Consider the following 24,887-nt stretch of genomic DNA (forward strand, 5'->3'; position numbering starts at 1 on the left):
GAACCACTGTCTCCACAATCAACATCCCGTTCTCGCCAACTGATCAAAACCAGTCGGCCGACTATATCCCCGGGATGAAGGGGTCCTTTTTGCACGCCGATCACCCCACGAAGGGGGTGCCTATTGCACGCTGATCCTCACACAAGAGCCGCACCAATTTGTTCGCGCAGCGGCAGGAAGACCCCGCGCCGAACCTCGACGCGAACGGCAATCTCAACGTCTCGATCGACCCGTCGTGCCCCGGCGGCGGCATCTACAATCCGGTCGCGAACCGCAACATCAACAACCCGATTCAGGGCGTCGGCATCTGCGTGCCCAAAAGCTCGACCTTCAACGTTCCGGGATCGACGACGCAGACCGGCGTCGAAATCGCCTTCCAGCACGATCTCTCAGCATGGGAGGACGTCCTCGGCTTCGCCTCGGGCTTCGGCTTCATCGGCAATTTCACCTATCAGAAGACCGGGGGCTCGGCGCATGAATATCGCACCGCCGACGGCCCGCGCACCGTCTTCACGCAGCTCGGCTATCCGAACTCGCAGGACCTGATCTCGCTGACGAATCTGTCAAAATATGCCTATAATGCGACGCTGTTCTACGACAAATACGGGCTGAACGCGCGGCTGCGCTATACGTGGCGATCGAGCTATGTGTCGAACGACCCGTTCTTCTTCGGTCTGCCGCTGATCAACGGTGCGCGCGGGCAGCTCAATGCCAGCATCAACTACGACATCAACGACCACATCAACATCGGGGTCGAAGGCATCAACCTGCTCCGCGCCGACCAGAACCAATATTGCGTGAACAACAAGGCGCTGCTCTGCTTCCAGGGGCTCACCGACCGCCGCCTGACCGCGGGGGTAAGCGTGAAGTTCTAAGCGGACGAGCCGTGTGTCCTCGCGAAAGCGGGGGCACGCGAGCTTTTGAAAGCGGTTCAATCGAGGATCGTCATGCCCTAGGGTCGCCCGCGAGCGGGCGCCGATGATCGTCATCCGGCCCGGCGCCCTCGCCTCGATCCCGTGAGGAGATGGTCCGTTGAGTATCGCCAGCATCGCCCTGCCCCGCATCTTCCGCATCGGCGGCGGCGCGTCGAAAGAACTGCCCGACGTGCTGGCGACGCTGGGGCTGTCGCGGCCGCTGATCGTCACCGACGGCTGGCTGGTGAGCAGCGGGCGCGTGGCCGAACTGGAGGGCGGGCTGGCCGCTGCGGGGATCGCGGCGCGCGTCTTTGCCGACACGGTGCCCGACCCGACGGTCGCGTCGATCGATGCGGGCGTCGCCTTTCTCCGCGAAGGCGCGCATGACTGCGTCGTCGGCTTCGGCGGCGGCAGCCCGCTCGACAGCGCGAAGGCGATCGCCTTGCTCGCCGAACACGGCGGCGCGATGGCCGATTACAAGGCGCCGCATGTGCAGGACGTGCCTGGGCTGCCGGTGATCGCGATCCCGACCACCGCGGGCACGGGGTCGGAGGCGACGCGCTTCACGATCATCACCGACGAGACGACCGACGAGAAGATGCTCTGCCCCGGCCTTGCCTATCTGCCGGTCGCGGCGCTGGTCGATCATGAACTGACCTTCACCAAGCCGGTGCGGCTGACCGCCGACACGGGGATCGACTCCCTGACCCACGCGATCGAAGCCTATGTGTCGAAGCGCGCGAACCCGTTCAGCGACGGCATGGCCTTGCTCGCGATGCGCGCAATCGCGCCCAATCTTCGCCGCGTGTGCCGCGACCCGATGGACGCGGCGGCGCGCGAGGCGATGATGCTCGGCGCGATGCAGGCAGGGATCGCTTTCTCGAACAGTTCGGTCGCGCTGGTGCACGGGATGAGCCGGCCGATCGGCGCGCATTTCCATGTCCCGCATGGGCTGTCGAACGCGATGCTGCTGCCCGCGGTGACCGCCTGGTCGGCGCCCGCGGCGCTGCACCGCTACGCCGACTGCGCGCGGGCGATGGGGGTGGCGGACGAGGCCGAGGGCGACCAGTCGGCGGTGGCGCGACTGCTCGACGAACTGGCCGCGCTCAACCGCGAGCTTGAGGTTCCGGGACCGGCCGCCTGGGGCATCGACGCCGCGCGCTGGGATGCGCTCGTCCCGACGATGTGCGCGCAGGCGGCGGCATCGGGATCGCCCGCGAACAATCCGCGCGTGCCCGACGTGGAGGAGATGGCGGCACTTTATGCCGAGGTGTGGGCGTCATAGCCTGTTCACTGTTCCGGATTGATTCGAGGACATCGCAAGCCGTTCATCCTCCCGCAATCCGCACCCTGCATAAGCGCGCCCGCCCCGCCTTCCTCTCTCCTACGTCTCGATGTGGAGGCGGGGCATCCAGCACCCACGCAGAAGAAAGGCCGGCCCGCGCGTGCGGACCGGCCCCTCCGGACGGAAACAGGATGCGGCCGATTACTTGGCCTTCGTTTCGGCCTTCTTCGCGGCGTGGGTCGCGGTCTTCTTGACCGGAGCCTTCTTGGTGGTCGCGGCCTTCGCCGGCTGGGCGGCCGGGGCGGTCGCGGCGAAAGCCGATCCGCTGACGATCGCGAGCGACAGGGCACCGGCGGCGGCGAGTTTGGCAAAGTTACGCATGGATTCACTCCTAGTCAGTTGATCCGCCGCATCGTCGCGGACGAAGCCAGGGCGAGCCGGTCCATTGCCAGGGTCAGGGGGATGGAGCGGACCGGCTCAACCCGACGAACATGGGATAGACCGCCGCCCCTGCCCGGCGGATGACCGCCGCATTACACTTTGGTCATTTTGCTCCCGGCGGCGCCGTCAAGCCTTCGGCGCGCGATCGTAGACGAGACGGAAACCGACATTGCTCGTCCCCATGCCCGGATCGCGCCCCTGCCGCGACGCGGGGCGGTAGCGCTGGCAATAGTTGGGTGCGCAGAGATAGCTGCCGCCCTTCACGGTGCGCGAAGGCGTGTCCGGGCTGAACGGATCATAGGCATGGCCCTCGTCCGGTCCCCTGGGGTTATCCTGCTCGGCGGGATCGTGCCCCGGCCGGAAAAAGTCCGAGGTCACTTCCCAGACATTGCCGACCATGTCGTAGAGGCCATTGGCGTTGGGCTTGTAGCAGCCGACCGGGGCGACGCCCTTGAAGCCGTCGGTTTCGGCATTGTAGTTCGGGAAAGCGCCTTGCCAGCTATTCGCCTCCTCGGGCTGGACATTCTTCGACCGCTGGCCGGCGCTGGCCGCATATTCCCACTCGGCCTCGGTCGGGATGCGCCCGCCGGCCCATTTCGCGTAGGCGACCATATCGTCCCACGCGAGATGCACGACCGGCTCGTTTGCCACCGCGTCGGGGCCGTTCGGACCATAGGGCTTTTTCCAGTTCGCGCCGGGGACATATTTCCACCAGTCGGTGTAGCGGTTCGAGGGGAAATCGGGCGGGGTGAACACCGCCGATCCAGGCTTCAGCATGTCGGGCGGGATCTGGTCTGCGGGAACCTTGAACTGCTTTGGATCGACGGGTTTCTCCGCGATGGTCACATAGTGCGTCGCCTTCACGAAGGCGGCGAACTGGCGGTTGGTCACTTCATGCGGGTCGATCCAGAAACCGTGGACTGTCGTCTTCCGCACCGGCCCTTCCTCGTCATAAACGTCGTCCTCGCCCATGTCGAAGGTGCCGCCTGCAAGCTTCACCGGCGTGTCGGCGATGCCGGGGCATTTGCGGGGGGTAGCAGCCACGGCCTGCTTGTCGCCGGACTGGGCGGCTCCACAAGCAGCCAAAGCCAGCAAGGCCGCAGCGCCGACGATCGGAAACAGCAAGAACAGCGGCGAACGGCTCATCATCGTCTCCCGTCGCGCAGGCTTGGACTGCGCCTCGCAGCCGGGGCTGAACGCCTTTGGGGTCGCGGTCAATGCACGATCCGCGCCGGAACGGCTTAGGGCGGATCGACATTTGGGAGATGGCGGGCTGCAAATGGTGATCCGCCCTAGGGCATCCGGTAGCGGCTGGGAGGTACGCCGAGCACCCGCTTGAACATCGTCGAGAAATTGCCCGGGCCATCATAGCCGAGATCATAGGCGATCGAGGTCACCGCCTCCCCCGCCGCGAGTTTCGGCAGCGCAGCCGAGAGGCAGGCCTGCTGCCGCCATTCGGCGAAGCTCATTCCCGTTTCGCGGCGAAAAAGGCGCGTAAAGCTGCGCCGGTTCATCGCCAGCGCATCCGCCCATTCGTCGATGGTCGCGCTGGCGCGCGGCCGCTCGAGGAAAGCGTGACAGCGCTTCGCAAGCGCGGCGTGCGAAGGAAAGGGCACCGCCAGCGGAATCATCGGGGCGCTGTCGATTTCCGCCATCAGCAACCGCATGGCCAGCCCGTCGCGTCCCGACACATCATATTCGGGCGGAACCTCGGCCGCGGCACCGAGCAGGTGGCGCAGCAGCGACGAGACGCCGACCACCTGGCACTCGGTCCCGCGTCCGGGACATTCGCCCGGCTCGATCAGGACGCTGCGCGTCTGCACCGCGCCGACCATGCGGACCGAATGCGGCGTGCCTCCGGGAATCCAGACCGCGCGTTCGGGTGGCGCGACCCAGGCCCCCGACGGTGTGCTCACCGCCATCACCCCGGTCGCCGCATAGAGAAATTGGCTGCGGCGGTGCCAATGCTCCGCCAGTTCGAACGAATCGGGATAATCGTGCCCGATCGCGATGACGGGACGGGCGATGCGATCATTCTCGTCGGGATAATAAGGCATATTGTCCCAATCGCAGAAATGATTGGCTCATACAACGAAGCGGGAAAGATATGCGACGGTTAGGGGCTCCCTTCCGAAAAATCGAAAGAGCCGATCATGACCAGTTCCGCCAGCCTGGCCGCCTCCCCCGACACACTGCCGCCGACCGCGCCGCGCCACGATGGACCGCGCTTCGTCATCCAGATCGTCGGCGCGGTCGCGGTCGCCCATCTGCTGAACGACCTGATCCAGGCCGTGCTTCCGGCCATCTATCCGATGCTCAAGGAAAAATACCGGCTGAGCTTCGGCCAGATCGGCTGGATCGCGCTCGTCTATCAATTCACCGCCTCGCTGCTCCAGCCGTGGGTCGGGCTCTACACCGACAAGCGCCCCCTGCCCTATCTGCTGCCGCTCGGCATGTTCGTCACGCTGTTCGGGATCGTCGGGCTCGCCGGCGCCACCAGCTATCCCGCGCTGATCGTCGCGGCCGCGGTCATCGGGGTCGGATCGGCGACCTTCCACCCCGAGGCCTCGCGCGTCGCGCGCATGGCGTCGGGCGGACGCTTCGGCACGGCACAGTCGGCGTTCCAGGTCGGCGGGAACACGGGCTCCGCGCTGGGCCCTATCATCGCCTCGGCCTTCATCCTGCCGTTCGGCCAGACCGCGGTCGGCTGGCTCGCCTTTGCGGCGATTGCCGCGATCTGGGTGCTGTTCGCCGTCACCAGATGGCGGATGACGAAGGCCGTGACGCAAGCAGTTCCGGCCGGTACGTCGCAGGCCTCGCCGCACAGCCGGCGCGACATCGTCCGTGCGCTGTCGGCGATCGGCATCCTGATGTTCGCCAAGTTCATCTATATCGGCGCCTTCACCAACTATTTCACCTTCTACCTGATCGAGCGCTTCGATCTCAGCGTCCGCGAATCGCAATTCTACCTCTTCTGCTTCCTCGCGGCGGTGGCCGCCGGGACCTTCGCAGGCGGCCCGGTCGGCGACCGCATCGGGCGCAAGGCGGTGATCTGGGTGTCCTTCCTGGGCGTTGCGCCCTTCGCGATGATTCTGCCGCACGCCAATCTTTTCTGGACCGCGATCTTCGCGATTTCGATCGGCCTCATCATGTCGTCGGCCTTTGCAGCGCTCGTCGTCTATGCGCAGGAGCTGGTCCCGGGCCGCGTCGGCCTCGTGTCGGGGCTGATGTTCGGTCTGATGTTCGGCATCAGCGGAATCGGCGCGGCGGCGCTGGGACAGCTCGCGGATATTTACGGGATCGTCTGGGTCTATAAATTTTGTGCCTATCTGCCGCTGCTCGGCGTCGCGACGATGCTGTTGCCGACTTCCGGGCGGCCCCGCGCGGAATGAGCAGAGGTAATTCTGGACGCCACCCCGATTTTTCCTCATCCTGAACCTTGCCGGGTGCGGATGAAGAGCAAGATGGGAGACAGCCGATGAATGGCCGGAAGATATTTGCGATGGCGCTTGGCCTTGGCGTCGCACTGGCGACCCTGCCCGTCCCGGGAATCGCGGCGCTCCAGCAGGGCGCGAAGGCGCCCGACTTCACGCTGAACGCCGCGCTGGCGGGCAAGCCGTTCAGCCTGTCGCTGAAGCAGGCGCTGCGAAAGGGGCCGGTCGTCCTCTATTTCTTCCCCGCCGCCTTCACCCCCGGCTGCACGGTCGAAGCGCATCTGTTCGCCGAAGCGAGCGGCGACTTCAACAAGCTGGGCGCGCGCATCATCGGCGTCACCGCCGGCAACATCGATCGGGTCGCCGAATTTTCGCGCTCGGAATGCCGCGACAAATTCGCCGTCGCGGCCGATCCGGGCGCCAAGGTCGCGGCACGATATGACACCAGCATGCCGGTTCCGGGCCGGGGGACGATCTCCAACCGGACGTCGTTCGTCATCGCACCGAACGGGTCCATCCTGCTGAGCTACACCGACCCCAAGCCGCAGGCCCATATCGAAAAGACGATGGCGGCGGTCCGGGCGTGGAAGGCCCGCCACCGCTGATCCGCACCGCAGGCGAAAAGCGGAGTATCAGACCAGCACAGCGGTGCGGGCGAGCTTGTGCAACAGGGTGCGGAAGGTCGCCAGATCCGCCGGGTCGGTCGGCTCGTAATTGCGCTGCTCGCCGACCTGGCGGCTGTTGCAGATGAAGAAGAGGATGCCAGCGCCGACGCCGTTGACGAACATCATCGTCGAGATGGGGGCGAAGGCGCCTTCCTCGATCCCATAAGCCAGCGTGCGGTCCATATCCTCCAGCACGCGATAGGAAAATTGAACCGGATTGCCCCGCCGCACCGCGGTATCGGCGACCAGTCGCTGAAGAATCCGCGCGGCTGACGGCCGAACGAGGAAAAAATCGAGCCATGCGTCGAGGTGCGCGATGAGCCGCTCCATCGGGTCCGCGACGCCCGCGACCCGCGACTCGCTCGCTGCGCTCATATCGGCGAAGAGACGCTCCTCGACGGCGTCGTAGAGCATCTGCTTGGTCGCGAAATGGTGGAGCAGCGAGGGCCGGCGGATGCCGACGGCATCGGCGATGTCCTCGAGCCGCGACGCCCGGAACCCCATGATCGCAAAGACATGCTCGGCCTCGCGCAGGATCGCCTCGCGGGTCGCATCGGCGCGCTCCTTGCGCGTCGCCGGCATCGAAATGGTCATTTCCATCGGCCTTCTGTGGCCGATTCCCTTTGCTCTTGCAATTCGCCGACTCGCGGTTAGACATTCACCTACTCGTCAGTAGGCGAGTCAAAATGCGGACAAACCGCGATAATGGGAGGGTGTTTATGGTCAGGGAAAAGACGGGTCTGACGCGCGTGGCTTTGGCGGCCTCGGCTGCCATGGGAGTCATGGGGCTGGCGGCAACGCCGGCGAGCGCGCAGGAAAGCCAGCCGGCGCAGGACGTCGGCGTCGCCGACATCGTGGTGACGGCACAAAAGCGCGAAGAAAATCTGCAGGACACGCCGATCTCGATGGTCGCGCTCGGGTCCGAGGCGCTCGAGCAGAAGGGCATCGGCTCGCTGTCCGATCTGTTCACGGGCACGGTGCCGTCGATCCGCATCGCCCCCTTCGTCGGCCGTGTATCGGCGGTCAGCATCGGCATGCGCGGTCTTGTCCCGGTCGACGCGACGCAAGTCACGCGCGACCCGACGGTCGGCATCTATGTCGACAGCGTCTACCTCGGTCGCGTGTCGGGGCTCGGCATGGAGCTCGCCGATATCGAACGGATCGAGGTGCTGCGCGGCCCGCAGGGCACGCTGTTCGGGCGGAACACGATCGGCGGCGCGATCAGCATCGTGTCGAAGAAACCGACCGGCGAGCTCGGCTTCGACATGAAGGCCGGAATCGGCAATTATCGCGGCCGGTCCTTCGCCACCCACATCAACCTGCCCGAGGCGGCGGGGTTCAGCGTCAAGATCGACGGCGTCTTCGAAGGGCGCGACGGGATCGTGCAGAATCCGCTCGGCGGCGATGCGCGCGATTATGGCGAGATCAAGAAATACGGGTTCAAGATCTCGGCGCTCTGGCGTCCGGCCGACAATGTCTCGCTGCTCTATTCCTATGATCTCTCGCGCGACAAATCGACGGGCCTCTACCATTATATCACCGCGTCGAGCCAGCCGGCGGCGAACACCCCGACCTTCATCAAGCTCGACACCGGCCGCGTCAAAACCGGGCGGATCGGCCTCCCGCTCTACCGCAATCCGCAGGAAGCGAAAGGGCATAGCCTGACCGCCGAATGGGAGGTCAGCGACGCGCTGACGCTCCGCTCCATCTCCGCGTGGCGGCGGCTCGATTCGACACAGATGGACGGCGACGAGGGGTCGAACACGACCTGGGGACCGAACCGCCGCTTCGGCCGCGTCAGCTATGCCAATGTGAAGCAGAACCAGTTCAGCCAGGAAGTGCAGCTCGTCGGCGATCTCGGCGAACTCAACTTCGTTCTCGGCGGCTATTATTTCAAGGAAAACGGCCGCGACGAGGCGATCGTCTATTCGCTGGGGACGCTCAATCCGGCGCTGACGGGGGTCAATTTCTTCCCCGCGCTGTCGCCCGACGGCGGGGCGACCCGCCTTCCCGACCGCGCCGCCGAGGTCCACGTCCGTTCGAAAGCCCTGTTCGGACAGGCGACCTGGTCGCCCGAAGCGATCCGCGGACTGCACATCACCGCGGGCGCGCGCTACACCGACGATCACAAGGACGGCCGCCTGCTGTTCATCGCGGGCGCCGATCCGAAGCTGTCGTTCGTCTTCAATTCGAAGCGCGTCGATCCGATGGCAACGGTCGCCTATGACGTCAGCGACGACATCAACGCCTATGTGAAATGGAGCCGCGCCTATCGCGCCGGCGGCGCCAACACGCGCTCGACCATCCTGCGGACCTTCGGCGAGGAAGAACTGACGGCGTGGGAGGCGGGCGTGAAGGCCGACCTCTTCGACCGCCACCTGCGCGTCAATCTGGCCGCTTATGCCAGCCGGCTGTCCAACCAGCAGGTCGATTTCCTGAACCCGGCCTTCATTTCGAACACCGAAACGGTGAACGCCCCCGAAAAGCGGCACATCAAGGGGATCGAGGCCGACATCACGCTGGTGCCGGTGCGCGGCCTGTCGCTGGCGGTCAACTATGTCTACACCGACGCCCCGCCGACGCCGGTGCGGAATATCTTCACCGGCGTGATCGAGGAGACGTTCTCGGCCTTCACGCCGAAGCATTCGGGCTCCTTCTCGGTCGATTATGCGTTCCCGGCCTTTTCCTTCGGCCAGCTTCGCGCGCATGTCGGGCTCGACACCGCGGGCGATTATATTCCCAACGGCACTGTGACGACCAAGGCGGAAAAGGCCCTGCTGCTGAACGGCCGCCTGTCGCTCGGCGAGATCGCACTCGGCGGCGGCGAGATGGAAATCGCCGTGTGGGGCAAAAATCTGACCAACACGACCTACAATCTGCTCGATTTCCGCATTCCGGGCCGGACGACCGCGACATTCTATAACGAACCGCGTACCTATGGCCTCGAAGCTCGCGTGAAGTTCTGAGGGGGGAGCCGCCCGGCGGGGTGGTTGCCGCCGGGCGGTTTTGAAAGGAAGAGGATATGAAGAAGGCATTTTTCGCGCTGCTGCTGCTCTCGCCCGCAATGGCGATGGCCCAAGCTGCGCCGGTCGCCGCGGCGGCCGATCCCGCGACGGCGGTGACGCGCGAATTCACGCTCAGCGGCGGCGACAATTTCCGCGACATCGGCGGCTATCGCGCCGCGGACGGCCGCAAGGTGGTGTGGGGCAAGCTCTATCGATCGGCGTCGGTCGGGCGTTACACCGCCGAGGATCAGGCGCTGATCCGCGCGCTGTCGGTCGGATCGATCATCGACCTGCGCTCGACACGCGAGCGGCAGGCGGACAAGTCGCCGTGGATGCAGAACGCCGGCGTCGGTTACTGGACGCGCGACTACGACCTGTCGGGCGGCAACCTCGGCGCGCTGTTCGCCAAGGGCGCCAAGATCGACGCCGCGACGATGCGCGGCGCGATGATCGAGGGCTATCGCGGCTTTCCGAAGGAGCAGGCGGCCTCCTACCGCATGCTGTTCGACCGGCTGCTCCATTCCGACAAGGCGGTGATCGTCAATTGCACCGCGGGCAAGGACCGCACCGGCCTCGCCACCGCGCTCGTGCTGAGCGCGCTCGGCGTTCCGCGCGAGACGATCATGAGCGACTATCTGCTGAGCAACAGTGCGCTCGACATGGACAAGCTGCGTGCCGATGCGGGGCTGAAAGCCGCGGCAGCGGCGCTGCCCGCCGACGTCATCCAGCCGTTGCTCGACGTCGAGCCCGCCTACCTTAACGCGGCCTTCGATCAGATCGACAAGGATTATGGCAGCGTCGAAAATTATCTGAAGCGCGAACTCGGGGTCGATCGCGTGGCGATCCAGCGCTTGCGCAAGCGGATGCTGCGCTGATCCGTCACCCTTCCCGTTCGTGCTGAGCTTGTCGAAGCACCGTTCTTTTCTGCGACGAGGGCAGAAAGGACGGCCCTTCGACAAGCTCAGGGCAAGCGGTTCTTATTATTGCGCTTATCCTTGGCCGCCGCTCGCCAGCGTCAAAAACACCGGCCGCTCGCCGCCGCCGTGCGCGGCGATGCGCGCGCCGCTGACATAGGCGGCGTCGGACGAGGCGAGGAAACTCACTACCCCCGCAATGTCCGCGCCCGTTGCCATCCGGCCGAGCGGCAGCATCGCGTCGATGCGCTTCATCCCCTCTTCGCCGCCATAATGATCGGCCGCCGCTTCGGTCGCGACGAGCCCGACGACGACCGCGTTGACGCGCACCTTCGGCCCCCATTCCATCGCGAGCGATTCGGTGAGGCTGAGTAGTCCCGCCTTCGCCGCGCCATAGACCGCGGTCCCCGGCGAGGGCCGCACCCCCGACACGCTGGCGATGTTGACGATGCTGCCGCCTTCCGCCTGCGCCTGCATGATCCGGTTCGCCGCCTGTGCGACGTGCAGCGGGCCGAGCAGGTTGAGCGCGAGGACGCGCTCCGAAAAGCGCGGCGAAGCGGTCGCGGCGTCGGCCTCGGGCGAGCCGCCGGCGTTGTTGACGGCAAGATCGAGCCGGCCGTGGCGCGCGAAGATGCGCTCGGCCATCGCCTGCACCGCGTCGGCGTCGCGCACGTCGCACGCCTCGAACTCGGCGACGGCGCCATTGTGCGACGGCAGATTCTCCGGCGCATTGCGGCCGCAGATCACGACTGCGAAGCCGTCGGCGAGCAAACGCTGCGCAATCGCGCGGCCGATGCCCTTGCCGCCCCCGGTAACGAGCGCCACGCGCCGATTTCCGTCCATCATCTCCGCCTCCATCGTTCGGCCGACCTCTTCGCTCCGGGCGCAAGAAAGTCTCCCCCCATATGGCGGTATCGAACCCGCCGCCAGAGTCCCTAATCATCCAGGCAATGGTGGAGGCACGCGCAGCGTCGCCGCACGAGCGCTGGAGAGGGAATTGAACAAGCAGTTGACCATCGAGCAGTTCGTCGCCTCGCTGAAGAGCGGGATGACGATCGGAATCGCCGGCTGGGGGCCGCGGCGCAAGCCGATGGCGCTCGTCCGCGCGATCCTGCGTTCGGACCTCACCGACCTGACCATCGTCGCCTATGGCGGCCCCGACGTCGGGATGCTGTGCGCCGCGGGCAAGGTAAAGAAGGTCGTCTTCGGCTTCGTCTCGATGGACGCGATCCCGCTCGAACCCTATTTCCGCAAGGCGCGAGAGGCCGGCGGGCTCGACATCCTCGAACTCGACGAAGGCATGCTGCAATGGGGGCTCAAGGCCGCGGCGTTCCGCCTGCCTTTCCTGCCGACGCACGTCGGGCTCGGCACCGACGTGATGACGCATGGCGGCTTCAAGACCGTGCAGTCGCCTTATGCCGACGGCGAAGTGCTGCTCGCGATGCCCGCGATCAAGCTGGACGCGGCGTTGATCCACGTTCAGCGCGCCGACAGGCTCGGCAATATCCAGGCGCTCGGGCCCGACACTTACTATGACGAATGGTTCGCGCGCGCCGCCGACCGGACCTTCGTCTCGGCCGAGGAAGTGGTGGACCGGATGGACCACAGCTACCCCGAGGATGCGCGCGCCAACATCGTCGAGCGCTGCTTCGTCCACGCCGTGATCGAGGCGCCGCTCGGCGCGCATCCGACCTCGATGCCGCCAGCCTATGGCTGGGATATGAAACAGCTCAAGGCCTATGCCGCGAGCGCGCGCGAGGATGGCGGCTGGGACGCCTATGCCGCCGACGTCATCGGCGCCGACGAGGCGGGCTATCTCGAGCGCGTCGGCGGCAAGGACGCCGTCGCCGCCCTTCCCCTTCCCATCTTCTGAGGCGGACGACATGACCACCGCACCCGATTTCACCCTTTGCGAACAGCTCATCGTCGCCGCGTCCGAGGCGTGGCGCGGCAATGGCGAACTCGTCGCGACCGGCATCGGCCCCGCGCCGCGCCTCGCCGCCGGCCTCGCCAAGCTCACGCACACCCCCGAGTTGATGATGACCGATGGCGAGGCCTTTCTGGTCGAGGACCCCGTGCCGCTCGGCCCGCGCGGCTATGACGACCGCAAGGCGGCGGGCTATCTGCCCTTCTCGCGCTTCTTCGACGCCGCGGTCTGGTCGGGCAAGCGCCACGCGATGGTGACGCCCAGCCAGATCGACCGCTTCGGCCAGACGAACATCTCCTATCTCGGCGGCACTTACGCGCAGCCCAAGGTCCAGATGCTCGGCGCGCGCGGCTTTCCGGGCAACAGCATCTGCCACATCAATTCGATGTTCATTCCCGCCCACTCGAAGCGCGTCTTCGTCGAGGGCGAGGTCGATATGGTGTCGAGCGTCGGCTACAACCCGGCGCGCCGCACGCCGGGCGTGAATTTCAGCCGCGTCGATCTGCGCCTGATCGTCACCGATCTCTGCGTCATGGACTTCGGCGGCAAGGACAATGCGATCCGCGTCGTCATGCTGCATCCCGGCGTGACTTTCGATCAGGTGCAGGACGCGACCGGCTTCGCGCTCGAAGCCGCGGACGAGATCAGGACGACCCCCGCCCCCACGCCAGAGCAGCTTGCGATCATCGCGCAGCTCGACCCGCACAATCTGCGCGCCACGGTGATCAAGGACAATCCCGCGGGCAAGAGGAGCTGAGCCATGAGCGATCAGAATGACGGACTGGTCCCGCCGGTCGATGAAGCGCCGGTTTACGAGACCGACACCCCGATCCTCTATGAGGCGGCGGACGGCATTGCGTGGATCACGCTCAACCGCCCGCAATATCACAATGTCCAGAACAGCCAGATGACCTATGCGCTCGACGACGCCTTCTTCCGCGCCGTCGACGACGATGCGGTCAAGGTCATCGTCCTGAAATCGGACGCCAAGCATTTCAGCGCCGGCCACGACATCGGCACGCCGGGGCGCGATTTTCATTCGCGCGTCGAGCGCCGGCTGATGTGGTACGATCACTCGACCAAAGCGGGCGCCGAAAAGGCCTATGCCCGCGAGCATGAGCAATATCTCGGCATGTGCAAGAGGTGGCGGGACATTCCCAAGCCGACCATCGCGCAGGTCCACGGCGGCTGCATCGCCGGGGGGCTGATGCTTGCCTGGGTGTGCGACCTGATCATCGCATCGGACGACGCCTTCTTTCAGGACCCGGTGCTCCAGATGGGCTTCCCCGGCCTCGAATATTTCGCGCATTGCCATGAACTCAATGTCCGGCTGGCGAAGGAATTCCTGTTCCTCGGCGAACGAATGAGCGCTGAACGCGCGCGCGAAGCCGGGATGGTCAACCGCGTCGTGCCGCGCGCCGAGCTCGCGGACGAGGTGAAGCGCGTCGCCGAACGGATCGCGACGCAGCCGCGTCTCGCGCTCCAGCTCGCGAAGCAGGCGTGCAACCATATGGAGACGCTGGCGGGCAAGAACGCCGGGATCGACGCGGCGTTCGGCTATCACCATTTCGCCCACGCCAACAACAGCCTCGTCAAGGGCGACTATATCGCCGGGTTCGACGGCAAGAAGATGGCCGCGGCGAACAAGAAGGACGCCGGGGACAAGTGATGGCCGACGCGCTCGCCACCATCCTGACCGAACGGCTCGGCTGCCGCCTGCCGGTGATCCAGACCGCGATGGGCTGGATCGCGACGCCGGGGCTCGTGATCGCGTCGAGTGAGGCGGGCGCCTTCGGTTTCCTCGCGGGCGCGGTGATGCAGCCCGCCGAGCTCGAAGCCGCGATCCTCGCGGTCAAGGCGGGCACGAAACAGCCCTTCGGCGTCAATTTCCACATGTTCCAGCCGGGCGCGGCGGAGATCGTCGAGATCATCCTGAAGCACCGCGACCAGATCCGCGCGGTCAGCTTCGGGCGCGGCCCCGATGCGAAAATGATCGGGCGCTTCAAGGATGCAGGCATCCTGTGCGTACCGACCGTCGGCGCGGTCAAACACGCCCAGAAGATGGTACAACTCGGCGTCGATATGGTCACCGTGCAGGGCGGCGAAGGCGGCGGGCATACCGGGTCGGTCGCCTCGACGATCCTGCTGCCGCAGGTGCTCGACGCGGTGAAGGTGCCGGTGATCGCCGCGGGCGGCTTCGGCGACGGGCGCGGGCTCGCGGCGGCGCTGGCGTTCGGCGCGGTCGGCATCGCGATGGGCACGCGCTTCCTGATGACCCGCGAAAGCCCGATTCCCGACGTGACCAAGGCGCGCTATGTCGGCGCGGGCACCGACGACATCCTCGTCTCGACCAAGGTTGACGGCCTGCCGCAGCGGATGATCAAGAATGCGCTGCTGGGTCGCATCGAGCGCTCGACCGGGCTCGGTATCTGGCGCCGCGCGGTCGAAAGCGGGCTCGCGATGAAACGCCAGACGGGCGCCTCGTTCGGCGAGTTGCTGCGCGCCGCCAAGGGCATGACGAGCCACGGCGGGCTCACCCTGCCGCAGGCGATGATGGCCGCCTCGGCGCCGATGCTGATCCAGAAGGCGGTGGTCGAGGGCGATCCAGACCACGGGCTGATGGCGACGGGCCTCGTCGCCGGGCGGCTCGACGATCTGCCGAGCTGCGCCGAGCTGCTCGGCGATATCGAACGCGACGCGCGCGCGCGCCTCGCCGCCCTCTCCTCTTCCTCGTCAACAGGGGTCTGACCCATGCCGATCCATACCGAGATCAAGGACCGCATCGCCGAGATCGTCTTCGACGTCCCGCCGGTCAATGCGTTCGACAGCGAAACGTGGAACAGCCTGCCCGCGATCATCCGCGAGGCGGGCAGCAATCCCGAGGTCAACGTCGTGCTGATCCGCGCCGCCGAAAGCGCGCGCGGCTTCTGCGGCGGCGTCGACATCAAGGAGATGCAGGCGCATCCCGAGCGCATCACCCTGCTCAACCGCGGCAATTACCTGACCTTCAAGGCGGTGCGCGACTGCGAGGTTCCGGTGGTCGTCGCGGTCCACAAATTCGTGATCGGCGGCGGCATCGGCATCTGCGGCGCGAGCGACACGATCATCGCTGCCGACGACGCCTTCTTCTCGCTGCCCGAGGTCGATCGCGGCGCGATGGGCGGTGCGTCGCACCTCTCGCGGATGCTGCCGCTGCACAAGGTGCGCGCGGCCTTCTTCACCGGCGGCAACATCCCGGTCGAGGAGGCGTATCGGCTAGGCGCGGTCGAGAAGATCGTCCCGCGCGCCGCGCTCGTCGAGGAAGCGCGCGCCTTTGCCGCCGTCATCGCGGGCAAGTCGCGCAAGGCGCTGGTGATCGCCAAGGAAGCGCTCAACGGCCTCGAAGAACGCGATGTCGACCGCGGCTATCGCTGGGAACAGGGCTTCACGCTCGAAATGTATATGCACGAAGACAGCCAGAAATCGCGCGACGCCTTCGTCGAGACCGGCAAGGCGGCGAAATTCTGATGGACCTCGCCTACACACCCGAGCAACAGGATTTCCGCGCCGAAGTGCGCGCGTGGATGGAAGCGAACGTTCCGAAGGAGCCGCTCGTCACCCTCGAGCGCGAGGACGGCTATCACCAGCATGTCGAATGGGAGCGCAAGCTCGCGAGCGGCAACTGGGGCATGGTGACATGGCCCGAGGCCTATGGCGGGCGCGGGCTCGACCTCATCCAGTGGCTGATCTTCGAGGAGGAATATTATCGCGCCGGGGCGCCGCTGCGCGTCAACCAGAACGGCATCTTCCTGCTCGGCCCGACCGTCATGGAATTCGGCACCGACGAGCAGAAAGCGCGCTTCCTGACCCCGATGGCAAAGGGCGAGGTGATCTGGGCGCAGGCCTGGTCCGAACCCAACGCCGGGTCGGACATGGCGGCGATTACTTCCAAGGCGATCCGCGATGGCGACCATTATGTGATCAGCGGCCAGAAGACCTGGTCGAGCCGCGCAAGCTTCGCCGACTGGGGTTTCGGCCTGTTCCGCACCGACCCCGAATCGAAGCGGCACAAGGGGCTGAGCTTCATCCTGTTCGACCTCAATGCACCCGGCGTCACGCGCCGCCCGATCCGTCAGCTTCACGGCGATCCGGGCTTTGCGGAACTCTTCTTCGACGAAGTGCGCGTGCCGGTCGAAAACAGGATCGCGGGCGAAGGTGAAGGCTGGAACGTCGCGATGGCGACCGCGGGCTTCGAACGCGGGCTGATGCTGCGCTCGCCCGCACGCTTCCAGGCGGCGGCCGAGCGGCTCGTCAAGCTGTTCCGCCAGCATGAGGACAAGGCCGCACCCGCCGCGCGCGAGCAGGTGATGCAGGCGTGGATGGACGCGCAGGCCTATGCCTATAACACCTATGCGGTCGCGTCGAAGATCATGGCGGGCGGGCATATCGGCGCCGAGGCGAGCCTCAACAAGATCTTCTGGTCCGAACTCGACCGTGCCGCGCACCGCACCGCGATGCAGATATTGGGCGCGTCGGCCGAGCTGCGGCACCTCGACGGCGGCGCGCTCAACATGTGGCTCGAAGGCTATATCTTCTCACTCTCGGGCCCGATCTATGCTGGGTCGAACGAGATCCAGCGCAACATCATCGCCGAGCGCCTGCTCGGCCTGCCGAGGTAAGCGGCCATGGATTTCACCATCACCGAAGATCAGGCGACGCTGACGCAGGGCGTGCGCGACTATCTGACGGGCGTCCACGCGCCCGAACTGCTGCGCGCACTCGACGCCAGCGACAGCCGCCGCTCGGCGGACGTCTGGCAAGGTCTCGTCCAAATGGGCCTGCCCGGCCTGCTCATCCCGGAAGCGCAAGGCGGGCTCGGCCTGTCGTTGCTCGACGCGGTGCTGATCGCCGCCGAGCTGGGCCGCGCAGGGGTTGCCGAACCGCTCGCCGAAACCGCGCTCGTCGCTGCGCCTTTGCTCGCGAAAGCGGGTGGACAGGAAGCGCTGCTTGCCGCGATTGCCGGCGGCGACGCGAAAGTCGCGCTCCAGCATCCGGTCAATCCATGGGTCGCCGACTTGGGCGGCGCGAGCCATGTCCTGTCGGTCAGGGACGGCACGCTGCTCCTCGCCGGGCATGGCGGCGATGCCGAACAGCTCGACAGCGTCGATCCGCTCCGCCGTCTCTATGTCCCCATCGAAGCTGCGGGCACCGCGGTCGGTTCGGCCGACGCCCTTCTCGACCATGCCGCGCTGATCGCCGCCGCGCAGCTTGTCGGCGTCGCCGACGCGATGCTCGGACAGGCAACCGAATATGCCAAGAACCGCAGCCAGTTCGGCCAGCCGATCGGCAGCTTTCAGGCGGTCAAGCATCACCTCGCGACCGCGGTCGTGAAGATCGAGTTCGCCAAGCCGGTGATCCAGCGCGCCGCAGTGGCGCTCGCCGAAGGGTCGGCCAGCGCGCCCGTCCACGTCAGCCACGCCAAGCTCGCCGCCACCGACGCCGCCTGGGCGATGAGCGAGACCGCGATCCAGACGCATGGCGCGATGGGCTATACCTACGAGGTCGACCTCCATTTCTGGATGAAGCGCGCCTGGGCGCTGTCCGGCGCATGGGGCGACCGCGCCTTCCACCTCGCGCGCATCGACGCCGCCGTCCTCGGCGGCGCGCTGCCGATCGGCCCCGGCCACAGCTTCGCATAAGGAACGACACCATGGCTGAAGCCTATATCATCGACGCCGTCCGCACCCCCATCGGGCGCAAGAAGGGCAGCCTCGCCGCCGTCCACCCCGCCGACCTCGCGGCGCATCCGATCAAGGCGCTCGTCGCGCGCACCGGCATCGACGCGGGGCTGGTCGACGATGTCGTCTGGGGCTGCTGCGACACGATCGGCCCGCAGGCGGGCGACATCGGGCGCACCGCATGGCTCGTCGCCGGAATGCCCGAGCATGTCCCCGGGACGACGATCGACCGCCAGTGTGGATCGTCGCAGCAAGCGGTGCATTTCGCCGCGCAGGGGGTGATGAGCGGCACGCAGGACCTCGTCGTCGCGGGCGGCAGTCAGGCGATGAACGCGATCCCGATTTCGGCGGCGATGTTCGCGGGCCAGCCCTATGGCTTCGACAGCCCCTTCATCGGCGCCAAGGGCTGGAACGCGCGCTATGGCACCGAGGAAGTCAACCAGATCAAATCGGCCGAGATGATCGCCAATAAGTGGCAGATCAGCCGCGAAGCGATGGAAGCCTTCGCCACCGAATCGCACCGCCGCGCGCAGGCCGCAATCGACAACGGCTGGTTCAAGGCCGAGATCGCGCCGCTCGAAGGGCTGGAGCAGGACGAGACCGTCCGCCCGCAGACGACCCCCGAGGGTCTCGCGACGCTGCGCACCGTCAACGAGGGCGGCGTGATCACCGCAGGGATAGCCAGCCAGAATTGCGACGGCGCCGCGGCGCTGCTGATCGCGAGCGAGTCGGCGGTGAAGGCGCACGGGCTGAAGCCGCGCGCGCGCATCCATCATATGTCGGTGCGCGCCGACAATCCGGTGTGGATGCTCACCGGCCCGATCCCCGCGACGAAATATGCGCTCGAAAAGGCGGGGATGAGCGTGAACGACATCGACCTGTTCGAATGCAACGAAGCCTTCGCCAGCGTGCCGATGGCGTGGATGCAGGAACTCGGCGTCAGCCATGAAAAGGTCAATGTGCAGGGCGGCGCGATCGCGCTCGGCCATCCGATCGGCGCGACCGGCGCACGGCTGATGACCACCCTGCTCGGCGCGCTCGAACGCACCGGCGGCCGCTATGGCCTGCAGACCATGTGCGAAGGCGGCGGTCAGGCCAACGTCACCATCATCGAAAGGCTGTAAGCATCATGGGTATCTGCGAAGGACGCACCGTCATCATCACCGGCGCAGCGCGCGGGCTCGGGCGTTCCTATGCGCTCGCCTTCGCCGCCGAGGGCGCGAATGTCGTCGTCAACGACATCGGGACGAGTTTGTCGGGCGAAGGCCGCGACACCTCGGCCGCCGACGGCGTGGTGGCGGAGATCAAGGCGGCGGGCGGCAACGCCATCGCCAATTATGAGGACATCACCGACTGGGACGCCGCGAAGCGCATCGTCGACGCCGCGGTCGCGGCGTTCGGCGACCTGCATGTCGTCGTCAACAATGCGGGCATCGTGCGCGACCGCATGTTCGTGTCGGCGACGCCCGAGGAGTGGGACGCGACGATGCACGTCCATCTGCGCGGCCATTTTTGCATCGCCCGCCACGCGGTCGATTATTGGCGCGCACAGCAAAAGGCAGGCAATGCCGTCGATGCGCGGATCATCAACACGACGAGCGGCGCGGGGCTGCAAGGCTCGATCGCGCAGGCGGCCTATTCGACCGCGAAGGGCGGCATCGCGGCGCTGACCTTGGTGCAGGCCGCCGAGCTCGGCCGCTATGGCATCACCGCCAACGCCCTCGCCCCGGCGGCGCGGACGCGGATGACCGAACAGGCCTTCGCCGACAAGATGGCGGCGGTCGAAACCGGCTTCGACGTACAGGACCCCGACAATATCGCGCCGACCGTCGTGTGGCTCGGCTCCGCGGCGTCGAAGCATGTCACCGGCTGCGTCTTCGAGCTCGAAGGCGGACGGATCACGATCGAAGACGGCTGGAACCTCGGCCCGACGGTCGATCAAAACGCCAAGTGGAACCCCGCCGATGTCGGCGCGGCCGTCGACAAGCTGCTCGGCGAACGCCGCGAGCCGCGCAAGGTTTGGGGCAGCTAGGATGCATTTCGCCTTCACCGACGAACAGGCGATGATCGCCGAAACGGCGAAGGCCTTCTTTGCCGAGCAGGCGACGAGCGAGCGCACCCGCACCGCGATGGCCGCGACCGGCGTCGATGAGGCCCTGTGGCAGGCCTTCACCGCCGAACTCGGCCTCGCCGGGGTCGCGGTGCCCGAGGCCGAGGGTGGCGTCGGGCTCGGCATGATCGAACTCGCCATCCTCGCCGAGGAGGCGGGGCGGCATGTCGCTGCGCTGCCGCTGCTCGCGAGCGTCGGCCTCGCCATCCCCGCGATCCTCGCCGGCGGCAGCGCCGAGCAGAAGGCACGCCTCCTTCCCCGCCTCGCCGCGGGCCAACTGGTCGCGAGCTTCGCCGAGGCCGATCCGGACGCAAGCTGGAGCGACGGCGCCTTGACCGGCGCCGCGCTGCACGTCCCGCACGGCGCGCGCGCCGACCTGTTCGTGGTCGCAGTCGGCGAGGCCGTTCTCCTCATCGAACGCGAAGCCCCCGGCCTGACCGTCACGCCCCTCACCAGCATGGATCAGACCCGCCCCTATGCGCGGCTCGATTTCGGCGCGGTCGCGGCCGAACCCCTCGCCGACCCCGCCGCGGCGCTCGCCGCCGCACGGCGCACCGGCGCGCTCACCATCGCCGCCGATGCGCTCGGCGGCGCGCAGGCGTGCCTCGACCGCACCGTCGCCTATGCGCAGGAGCGCGTTCAGTTCGGCCGCGCGATCGGCAGCTTCCAGGCGGTCAAGCACCGTCTCGCCGACATGATGGTGGCGATCGAGCAGGCGCGCTCAGCGGTCTATTGGGCCGCCTGCGCGATCGACGAAGGGTCCGACGAGGCCGGGTTCGCGGTTCACGCCGCCAAGGCCTTCGCCTGCGACACCTATAGCGACGCGGCGGGCGAGATGATCCAGCTTCACGGCGGCATCGGCTTCACCTGGGAGCATGACGCGCATCTCTATTTCAAGCGCGCGCGCAGCAACCGCGGCCTGCTCGGCACCCCCGACTGGCACCGCGAGCGGATCGCGCAAATGGCCGGACTGGACGACGCCGCATGAAGCTGGGATTCTCACCCGACGAAGAAGCCTTCCGTGCCGAGGCCGCGGCCTGGCTGAAAGTCGAACTCGACGGCCCCTTCGCCGATGTGCGCGGGCTCACCAGCCTGACCGACGCGCCCGAACGCCGCCGCGACTGGGAAAAGCGGCTCGGTGAAGCAGGGTGGAGCTGCGTCGGCTGGCCGAAAGCCTATGGCGGACGCGACGCGACGCTGGCCGAGCAGGTCATTTTCGCCGAAGAATATGCGCGTGCGGGCGCGCCGCCGCGGCTCAACCATATCGGCATCGAGCTCGCCGGCCCGACGATCCTCGCCTTCGGCACCGACGAACAGAAAGCGCGCTTCCTCCCCGCCATCGCCAAGGGCGAGGAAATCTGGTGCCAGGGCTATTCGGAGCCCGGCGCGGGCTCCGACCTCGCCAATGTCCGCACCCGCGCGTGGCGCGAGGGCGACGATTGGGTGATCGAGGGGCAGAAGGTCTGGACCAGCCTCGCGCAATTTTCCGACTGGATTTTCGTCATCGCGCGCAGCGAGGACGGATCGAAGGGACCGAAGGGCCTGTCCTTCCTGCTCGTGCCCGTCGATCAGCCGGGCGTGACCGTCCGCCCGATCCACCAGATCACCGGCGAGGCCGAGTTCAACGAAACCTTCTTCGACGGCGCCCGCACCGATGCGGCGAATATCCTTGGGCAACCCGGCGACGGCTGGAAGGTCGCGATGGGGCTGCTCGGCTTCGAGCGCGGCGTCTCGACCCTCGCGCAGCAAATGGGCTTTCGCAACGAGCTGAATGCGGTGATCGCCGCGGCGCGCGCCAATTGCGCCGCGCAGGACCCGCTGACCCGCCAGCGGATCGCCAAGGCCGAGATCGGTCTCAAGCTGATGCGCTATGGCGCGTTGCGGATGCTCACCGACGCCGAAGGCGGCAAGCTCGATCCCGCCGCGCTCACCTACAAGATTCAGTGGGCGACATGGCGCCGCGACCTCGGCGAGCTCGCGATGGACGTGCTCGGCCAGGCGGGCGAGACCGTGCTTGGCGGCGACTATGCCTTCCCCGCGCTCCCCAACCTGTTTCTCTACAGCCGCGCCGACACCATCTATGGCGGCACCAACGAGATCCAGCGCAACATCATCGCCGAGCGCGCGCTCGGCCTCCCGCGCGAGCCGCGCGGCGACCTCAAGTAAAGGAGACGACCGCGTGGCCCGACCCGCACCCGACTATCCCACCCCGACCGGCCTCCTCAAGGGCAAGACCGTGCTGATCACCGCCGCCGCGGGCAGCGGCATCGGCGGCGCGGTCGCGCAGCGCGCGGCCGAGGAAGGCGCGACCGTGTTCCTCTCCGACATGCACGAACGGCGGCTGGGCGAGACCGCCGACCGGATCGCGGCGCTCGGCTTCGCCCGCCCCGGCACGCTCGCCTGCGACGTCACCGACGAGGCGCAGGTGCAGGCGCTGGTACAGGGCGCGATCGGCGCGATGGGACATGTCGATGTGCTGATCAACAATGCCGGGCTCGGCGGCGCCGCGCCGGTCGTCGAGATGACCGACGAGCAATGGCACAAGGTGCTCGACGTGACCTTGACCAGCGTCTTTCGCATGACGCGCGCGATGCTGCCGCACATGTACGAGCGCCAGAAGGGCGCGATCGTCAACAACGCCTCGGTACTCGGCTGGCGCGCGCAAAAATTGCAGGCGCATTATGCCGCGGCCAAGGCCGGGGTGATGGCCTTCACCCGCTGCTCGGCGCTCGAAGCCGCCGAACAGGGCGTACGAATCAATGCGGTCTCGCCCAGCCTTGCGATGCACGCCTCGCTGTCGAAGGTGACGCCGCCGGGCCTGCTCGAGGAACTGACCGAAAAGGAGGCTTTCGGCCGCTATGCCGAGCCGTGGGAGGTGGCGAACGTCATGCTGTTCCTTGCCAGCGACCTTTCGTCCTACATGGCCGGCGAAGTCGTCGCCGTGTCGAGCCAGCAGGCATGAGCGCGCGCATCTTCGATACGCCCGCGGCCTTGCTGGACGCGGTCGGCGAACGCTTCGAGCCGACCGAATGGGTCACGATCGAACAGGATCGCATCGACCTGTTCGCGCGGGCGACCGACGATCATCAGTGGATTCACGTCGACCCCGAGCGCGCCAAGGACGGCCCCTTCGGCGGCACGATCGCGCACGGCTACCTGACGATGAGCCTCGTCAACCGCTTCCTCCCCGATCTCGTCGAGGTGCGCGGCGTGGCGATGGGGATCAACATCGGCACCGACACCCTCCGCTTCCTGAACCCCGTGCGTTCGGGCAGCCGCATCCGCGGCGTCGGCGAACTGGTCAAGGCCGAAGAAGCCAAGGGCGGCGTCCAGGCGGTTGTGCGCGTGACGGTGGAGATCGAGGGCGAGGCAAAGCCCGCGTGCGTCGTCGATACGATCAGCCGCTTTTACCCGCAGGGATGACCTGGCCGCTTTGGGGTGGGAAGCGGACGCTGCCCTTTCTTTACTTCGTCATCCCCGCGAAAGCGGGGACCCAGAGCGTCCGTCCGCTTACCCATCCCTGGGTTCCCGCTTTCGCGGGAATGACGAAGGGAGAGAGGGCGGCAACTCCCGGTCGCAAACGGTCACTTCCTGAGCAAAAACTTCTGCACCTTGCCCGCCGAGATGTCGCCCGTGCGCAGCCAGCCGTCGGCGTCGATTGCCGCCGCGGTCGCGTCGGGATCGTTGAAATAGCCCTGCATGACGTTCGGCCCGCGCACCAGCAGTTCACCTGCCTGCCCGACCGCCACGTCGCGTCCGTCGGCGTCGACGAACCGGACCTCGATGCCGCCGTGCCGGGATGTTGCGCCCCTCAATATCCCATCAGGGCCAGCACTTCCTTGCGGCTGCGTTCGTCGTCGAGGAAGCAGCCGAGCAGGCGGCTCGTCACCATGCCGACGCCGGGGGTTCGGACGCCGCGGCCGGTCATGCAGCCGTGCTGCGCGTCGATCACCACCGCGACTCCTTGCGGATGCAGATTGTCCCAGATGCATTTGGCGACCTCGGCGGTCAGCCGTTCCTGCACCTGCAAGCGCCGCGCGAAGCCGTTGAGCACGCGCGCGAGCTTCGAGATGCCGACGACGCGGTCGCGCGGCAGATAGGCGATCGACGCCTTGCCGGTGATCGGCGCCATATGATGTTCGCAGTGCGACTGAAACGGAATGTCGCGCAAAAGGACGATCTCGTCATAACCGCCGACCTCCTCGAACGTCCGTGACAGGTGGATCGCCGGGTCTTCGCCATAGCCTTGACAATATTCGAGCCACGCCCGCGCGACCCGCCGCGGCGTATCGACCAGTCCTTCGCGCGACGGGTCGTCGCCCGCCCATTCGATCAGCGTCCGGACCGCGCCCAGCACTTCCGCCGGAACGACCGGCTTGCCGTCGGGGCCCAGTTCCACCTTTGTCATCGCCCTGCCTTCACTGTTGCATCGATGCCGCACATTTCGACGCGAAAAGCGCGATACGCAACCCCGC

The 24,887-nt window shown here is 66.8% G+C and carries 26 protein-coding genes; 19 read left to right on the forward strand and 7 right to left on the reverse strand.

Features of this window, described 5'->3' with window-relative positions:
* Positions 1 to 158 precede the first annotated feature (158 nt).
* Together ACE3SL_RS10570 and ACE3SL_RS10575 are read left to right on the forward strand one after the other, a co-directional pair.
* Positions 159 to 875 (forward strand): hypothetical protein, encoded by a 717-nt coding sequence (locus ACE3SL_RS10570; RefSeq protein WP_374525700.1) that lies wholly within the window; start codon positions 159 to 161, stop codon positions 873 to 875.
* A 157-nt stretch (positions 876 to 1,032) separates the two neighbouring features.
* Complete coding sequence (locus tag ACE3SL_RS10575) at positions 1,033 to 2,199, forward strand: iron-containing alcohol dehydrogenase (RefSeq protein WP_374525701.1); 1,167 nt, start codon at positions 1,033 to 1,035, stop codon at positions 2,197 to 2,199.
* Between the two features lie 201 nt (positions 2,200 to 2,400).
* Here the strand turns inward: ACE3SL_RS10575 and ACE3SL_RS10580 are convergent, their stop codons facing one another.
* The 3 genes from ACE3SL_RS10580 to ACE3SL_RS10590 form a co-directional block, all read right to left on the reverse strand.
* The gene (locus ACE3SL_RS10580) at positions 2,401 to 2,580 is read right to left on the reverse strand and encodes a hypothetical protein (RefSeq protein ID WP_374525702.1); all 180 of its coding nucleotides are present in this window, start codon (positions 2,578 to 2,580) and stop codon (positions 2,401 to 2,403) included.
* A 186-nt stretch (positions 2,581 to 2,766) separates the two neighbouring features.
* Positions 2,767 to 3,684 carry a formylglycine-generating enzyme family protein gene (locus ACE3SL_RS10585; protein ID WP_374525703.1) on the reverse strand — a complete coding sequence of 306 codons (918 nt, stop codon included), beginning with the start codon at positions 3,682 to 3,684 and terminating at the stop codon, positions 2,767 to 2,769.
* Positions 3,685 to 3,932: 248 nt separating this feature from the next.
* Positions 3,933 to 4,697 (reverse strand): helix-turn-helix domain-containing protein, encoded by a 765-nt coding sequence (locus tag ACE3SL_RS10590; protein WP_374525704.1) that lies wholly within the window; start codon positions 4,695 to 4,697, stop codon positions 3,933 to 3,935.
* A 96-nt stretch (positions 4,698 to 4,793) separates the two neighbouring features.
* On the opposite strand from ACE3SL_RS10590, the gene ACE3SL_RS10595 reads away from it, so the two are divergent.
* Positions 4,794 to 6,032: an MFS transporter gene (locus ACE3SL_RS10595; RefSeq protein WP_374525705.1), complete on the forward strand. Its 1,239-nt coding sequence runs from the start codon at positions 4,794 to 4,796 to the stop codon at positions 6,030 to 6,032.
* Between the two features lie 110 nt (positions 6,033 to 6,142).
* Positions 6,143 to 6,679: a peroxiredoxin gene (locus tag ACE3SL_RS10600; protein ID WP_374525706.1), complete on the forward strand. Its 537-nt coding sequence runs from the start codon at positions 6,143 to 6,145 to the stop codon at positions 6,677 to 6,679.
* Positions 6,680 to 6,706: 27 nt separating this feature from the next.
* On the opposite strand, the gene ACE3SL_RS10605 is transcribed toward ACE3SL_RS10600, so the two are convergent.
* Positions 6,707 to 7,339 (reverse strand): TetR/AcrR family transcriptional regulator, encoded by a 633-nt coding sequence (locus tag ACE3SL_RS10605; RefSeq protein ID WP_374525707.1) that lies wholly within the window; start codon positions 7,337 to 7,339, stop codon positions 6,707 to 6,709.
* A 119-nt stretch (positions 7,340 to 7,458) separates the two neighbouring features.
* Between ACE3SL_RS10605 and ACE3SL_RS10610 the strand changes: the two genes are divergently transcribed.
* Together ACE3SL_RS10610 and ACE3SL_RS10615 are read left to right on the forward strand one after the other, a co-directional pair.
* Positions 7,459 to 9,705 carry a TonB-dependent receptor gene (locus tag ACE3SL_RS10610; protein WP_374525708.1) on the forward strand — a complete coding sequence of 749 codons (2,247 nt, stop codon included), beginning with the start codon at positions 7,459 to 7,461 and terminating at the stop codon, positions 9,703 to 9,705.
* A 56-nt stretch (positions 9,706 to 9,761) separates the two neighbouring features.
* Entirely contained in the window at positions 9,762 to 10,619 is an 858-nt protein-coding gene (locus ACE3SL_RS10615) for a tyrosine-protein phosphatase (protein ID WP_374525709.1), read from the forward strand.
* A gap of 114 nt (positions 10,620 to 10,733) precedes the next feature.
* Here the strand turns inward: ACE3SL_RS10615 and ACE3SL_RS10620 are convergent, their stop codons facing one another.
* Complete coding sequence (locus ACE3SL_RS10620; RefSeq protein ID WP_374525710.1) at positions 10,734 to 11,504, reverse strand: SDR family oxidoreductase; 771 nt, start codon at positions 11,502 to 11,504, stop codon at positions 10,734 to 10,736.
* A gap of 151 nt (positions 11,505 to 11,655) precedes the next feature.
* Between ACE3SL_RS10620 and ACE3SL_RS10625 the strand changes: the two genes are divergently transcribed.
* Genes ACE3SL_RS10625 through ACE3SL_RS10685 form a run of 13 tightly spaced genes read left to right on the forward strand, consistent with a single transcriptional unit; the run spans position 11,656 to position 23,835 of the window.
* The gene (locus ACE3SL_RS10625) at positions 11,656 to 12,531 is read left to right on the forward strand and encodes a CoA transferase subunit A (RefSeq protein WP_374525711.1); all 876 of its coding nucleotides are present in this window, start codon (positions 11,656 to 11,658) and stop codon (positions 12,529 to 12,531) included.
* Positions 12,532 to 12,541: 10 nt separating this feature from the next.
* The gene (locus tag ACE3SL_RS10630) at positions 12,542 to 13,342 is read left to right on the forward strand and encodes a CoA-transferase subunit beta (protein WP_374525712.1); all 801 of its coding nucleotides are present in this window, start codon (positions 12,542 to 12,544) and stop codon (positions 13,340 to 13,342) included.
* 3 nt (positions 13,343 to 13,345) lie between these two features.
* Positions 13,346 to 14,254 carry an enoyl-CoA hydratase gene (locus ACE3SL_RS10635; RefSeq protein ID WP_374525713.1) on the forward strand — a complete coding sequence of 303 codons (909 nt, stop codon included), beginning with the start codon at positions 13,346 to 13,348 and terminating at the stop codon, positions 14,252 to 14,254.
* Positions 14,254 to 15,333 carry an NAD(P)H-dependent flavin oxidoreductase gene (locus tag ACE3SL_RS10640; RefSeq protein ID WP_374525714.1) on the forward strand — a complete coding sequence of 360 codons (1,080 nt, stop codon included), beginning with the start codon at positions 14,254 to 14,256 and terminating at the stop codon, positions 15,331 to 15,333. Before ACE3SL_RS10635 ends, ACE3SL_RS10640 begins: the two co-directional genes overlap by 1 nt.
* 3 nt (positions 15,334 to 15,336) lie before the next feature.
* Positions 15,337 to 16,092, forward strand: coding sequence for an enoyl-CoA hydratase family protein (locus tag ACE3SL_RS10645; protein WP_374525715.1), 756 nt, complete (start codon positions 15,337 to 15,339; stop codon positions 16,090 to 16,092).
* The gene (locus tag ACE3SL_RS10650) at positions 16,092 to 17,243 is read left to right on the forward strand and encodes an acyl-CoA dehydrogenase family protein (RefSeq protein ID WP_374525716.1); all 1,152 of its coding nucleotides are present in this window, start codon (positions 16,092 to 16,094) and stop codon (positions 17,241 to 17,243) included. The genes ACE3SL_RS10645 and ACE3SL_RS10650 overlap by 1 nt, the downstream gene beginning before the upstream one ends.
* Before the next feature lie 6 nt (positions 17,244 to 17,249).
* Complete coding sequence (locus tag ACE3SL_RS10655; RefSeq protein ID WP_374525717.1) at positions 17,250 to 18,263, forward strand: acyl-CoA dehydrogenase family protein; 1,014 nt, start codon at positions 17,250 to 17,252, stop codon at positions 18,261 to 18,263.
* Between the two features lie 11 nt (positions 18,264 to 18,274).
* Positions 18,275 to 19,426 (forward strand): acetyl-CoA C-acetyltransferase, encoded by a 1,152-nt coding sequence (locus tag ACE3SL_RS10660; RefSeq protein ID WP_374525718.1) that lies wholly within the window; start codon positions 18,275 to 18,277, stop codon positions 19,424 to 19,426.
* Between the two features lie 5 nt (positions 19,427 to 19,431).
* The gene (locus ACE3SL_RS10665) at positions 19,432 to 20,334 is read left to right on the forward strand and encodes an SDR family oxidoreductase (RefSeq protein WP_374525719.1); all 903 of its coding nucleotides are present in this window, start codon (positions 19,432 to 19,434) and stop codon (positions 20,332 to 20,334) included.
* A 1-nt stretch (position 20,335) separates the two neighbouring features.
* Entirely contained in the window at positions 20,336 to 21,400 is a 1,065-nt protein-coding gene (locus tag ACE3SL_RS10670) for an acyl-CoA dehydrogenase family protein (RefSeq protein ID WP_374525720.1), read from the forward strand.
* Positions 21,397 to 22,578: an acyl-CoA dehydrogenase family protein gene (locus ACE3SL_RS10675; RefSeq protein ID WP_374525721.1), complete on the forward strand. Its 1,182-nt coding sequence runs from the start codon at positions 21,397 to 21,399 to the stop codon at positions 22,576 to 22,578. Before ACE3SL_RS10670 ends, ACE3SL_RS10675 begins: the two co-directional genes overlap by 4 nt.
* 13 nt (positions 22,579 to 22,591) lie before the next feature.
* Positions 22,592 to 23,374 (forward strand): SDR family oxidoreductase, encoded by a 783-nt coding sequence (locus tag ACE3SL_RS10680; RefSeq protein ID WP_374525722.1) that lies wholly within the window; start codon positions 22,592 to 22,594, stop codon positions 23,372 to 23,374.
* Positions 23,371 to 23,835 carry a MaoC family dehydratase gene (locus tag ACE3SL_RS10685; protein ID WP_374525723.1) on the forward strand — a complete coding sequence of 155 codons (465 nt, stop codon included), beginning with the start codon at positions 23,371 to 23,373 and terminating at the stop codon, positions 23,833 to 23,835. Before ACE3SL_RS10680 ends, ACE3SL_RS10685 begins: the two co-directional genes overlap by 4 nt.
* Positions 23,836 to 23,996: 161 nt before the next feature.
* Here the strand turns inward: ACE3SL_RS10685 and ACE3SL_RS10690 are convergent, their stop codons facing one another.
* Together ACE3SL_RS10690 and folE are read right to left on the reverse strand one after the other, a co-directional pair.
* A complete protein-coding gene (locus ACE3SL_RS10690; RefSeq protein ID WP_374525724.1) occupies positions 23,997 to 24,227 on the reverse strand; it encodes an AMP-binding protein in 231 nt (76 codons plus the stop codon).
* The gene (gene folE / locus ACE3SL_RS10695; protein ID WP_374525725.1) at positions 24,224 to 24,820 is read right to left on the reverse strand and encodes a GTP cyclohydrolase I FolE; all 597 of its coding nucleotides are present in this window, start codon (positions 24,818 to 24,820) and stop codon (positions 24,224 to 24,226) included. The genes ACE3SL_RS10690 and folE overlap by 4 nt, the downstream gene beginning before the upstream one ends.
* Positions 24,821 to 24,887: the final 67 nt, after the last annotated feature.

This window comes from Sphingopyxis sp. (assembly GCF_041916015.1).
Classification (GTDB): Bacteria; Pseudomonadota; Alphaproteobacteria; order Sphingomonadales; family Sphingomonadaceae; genus Sphingopyxis.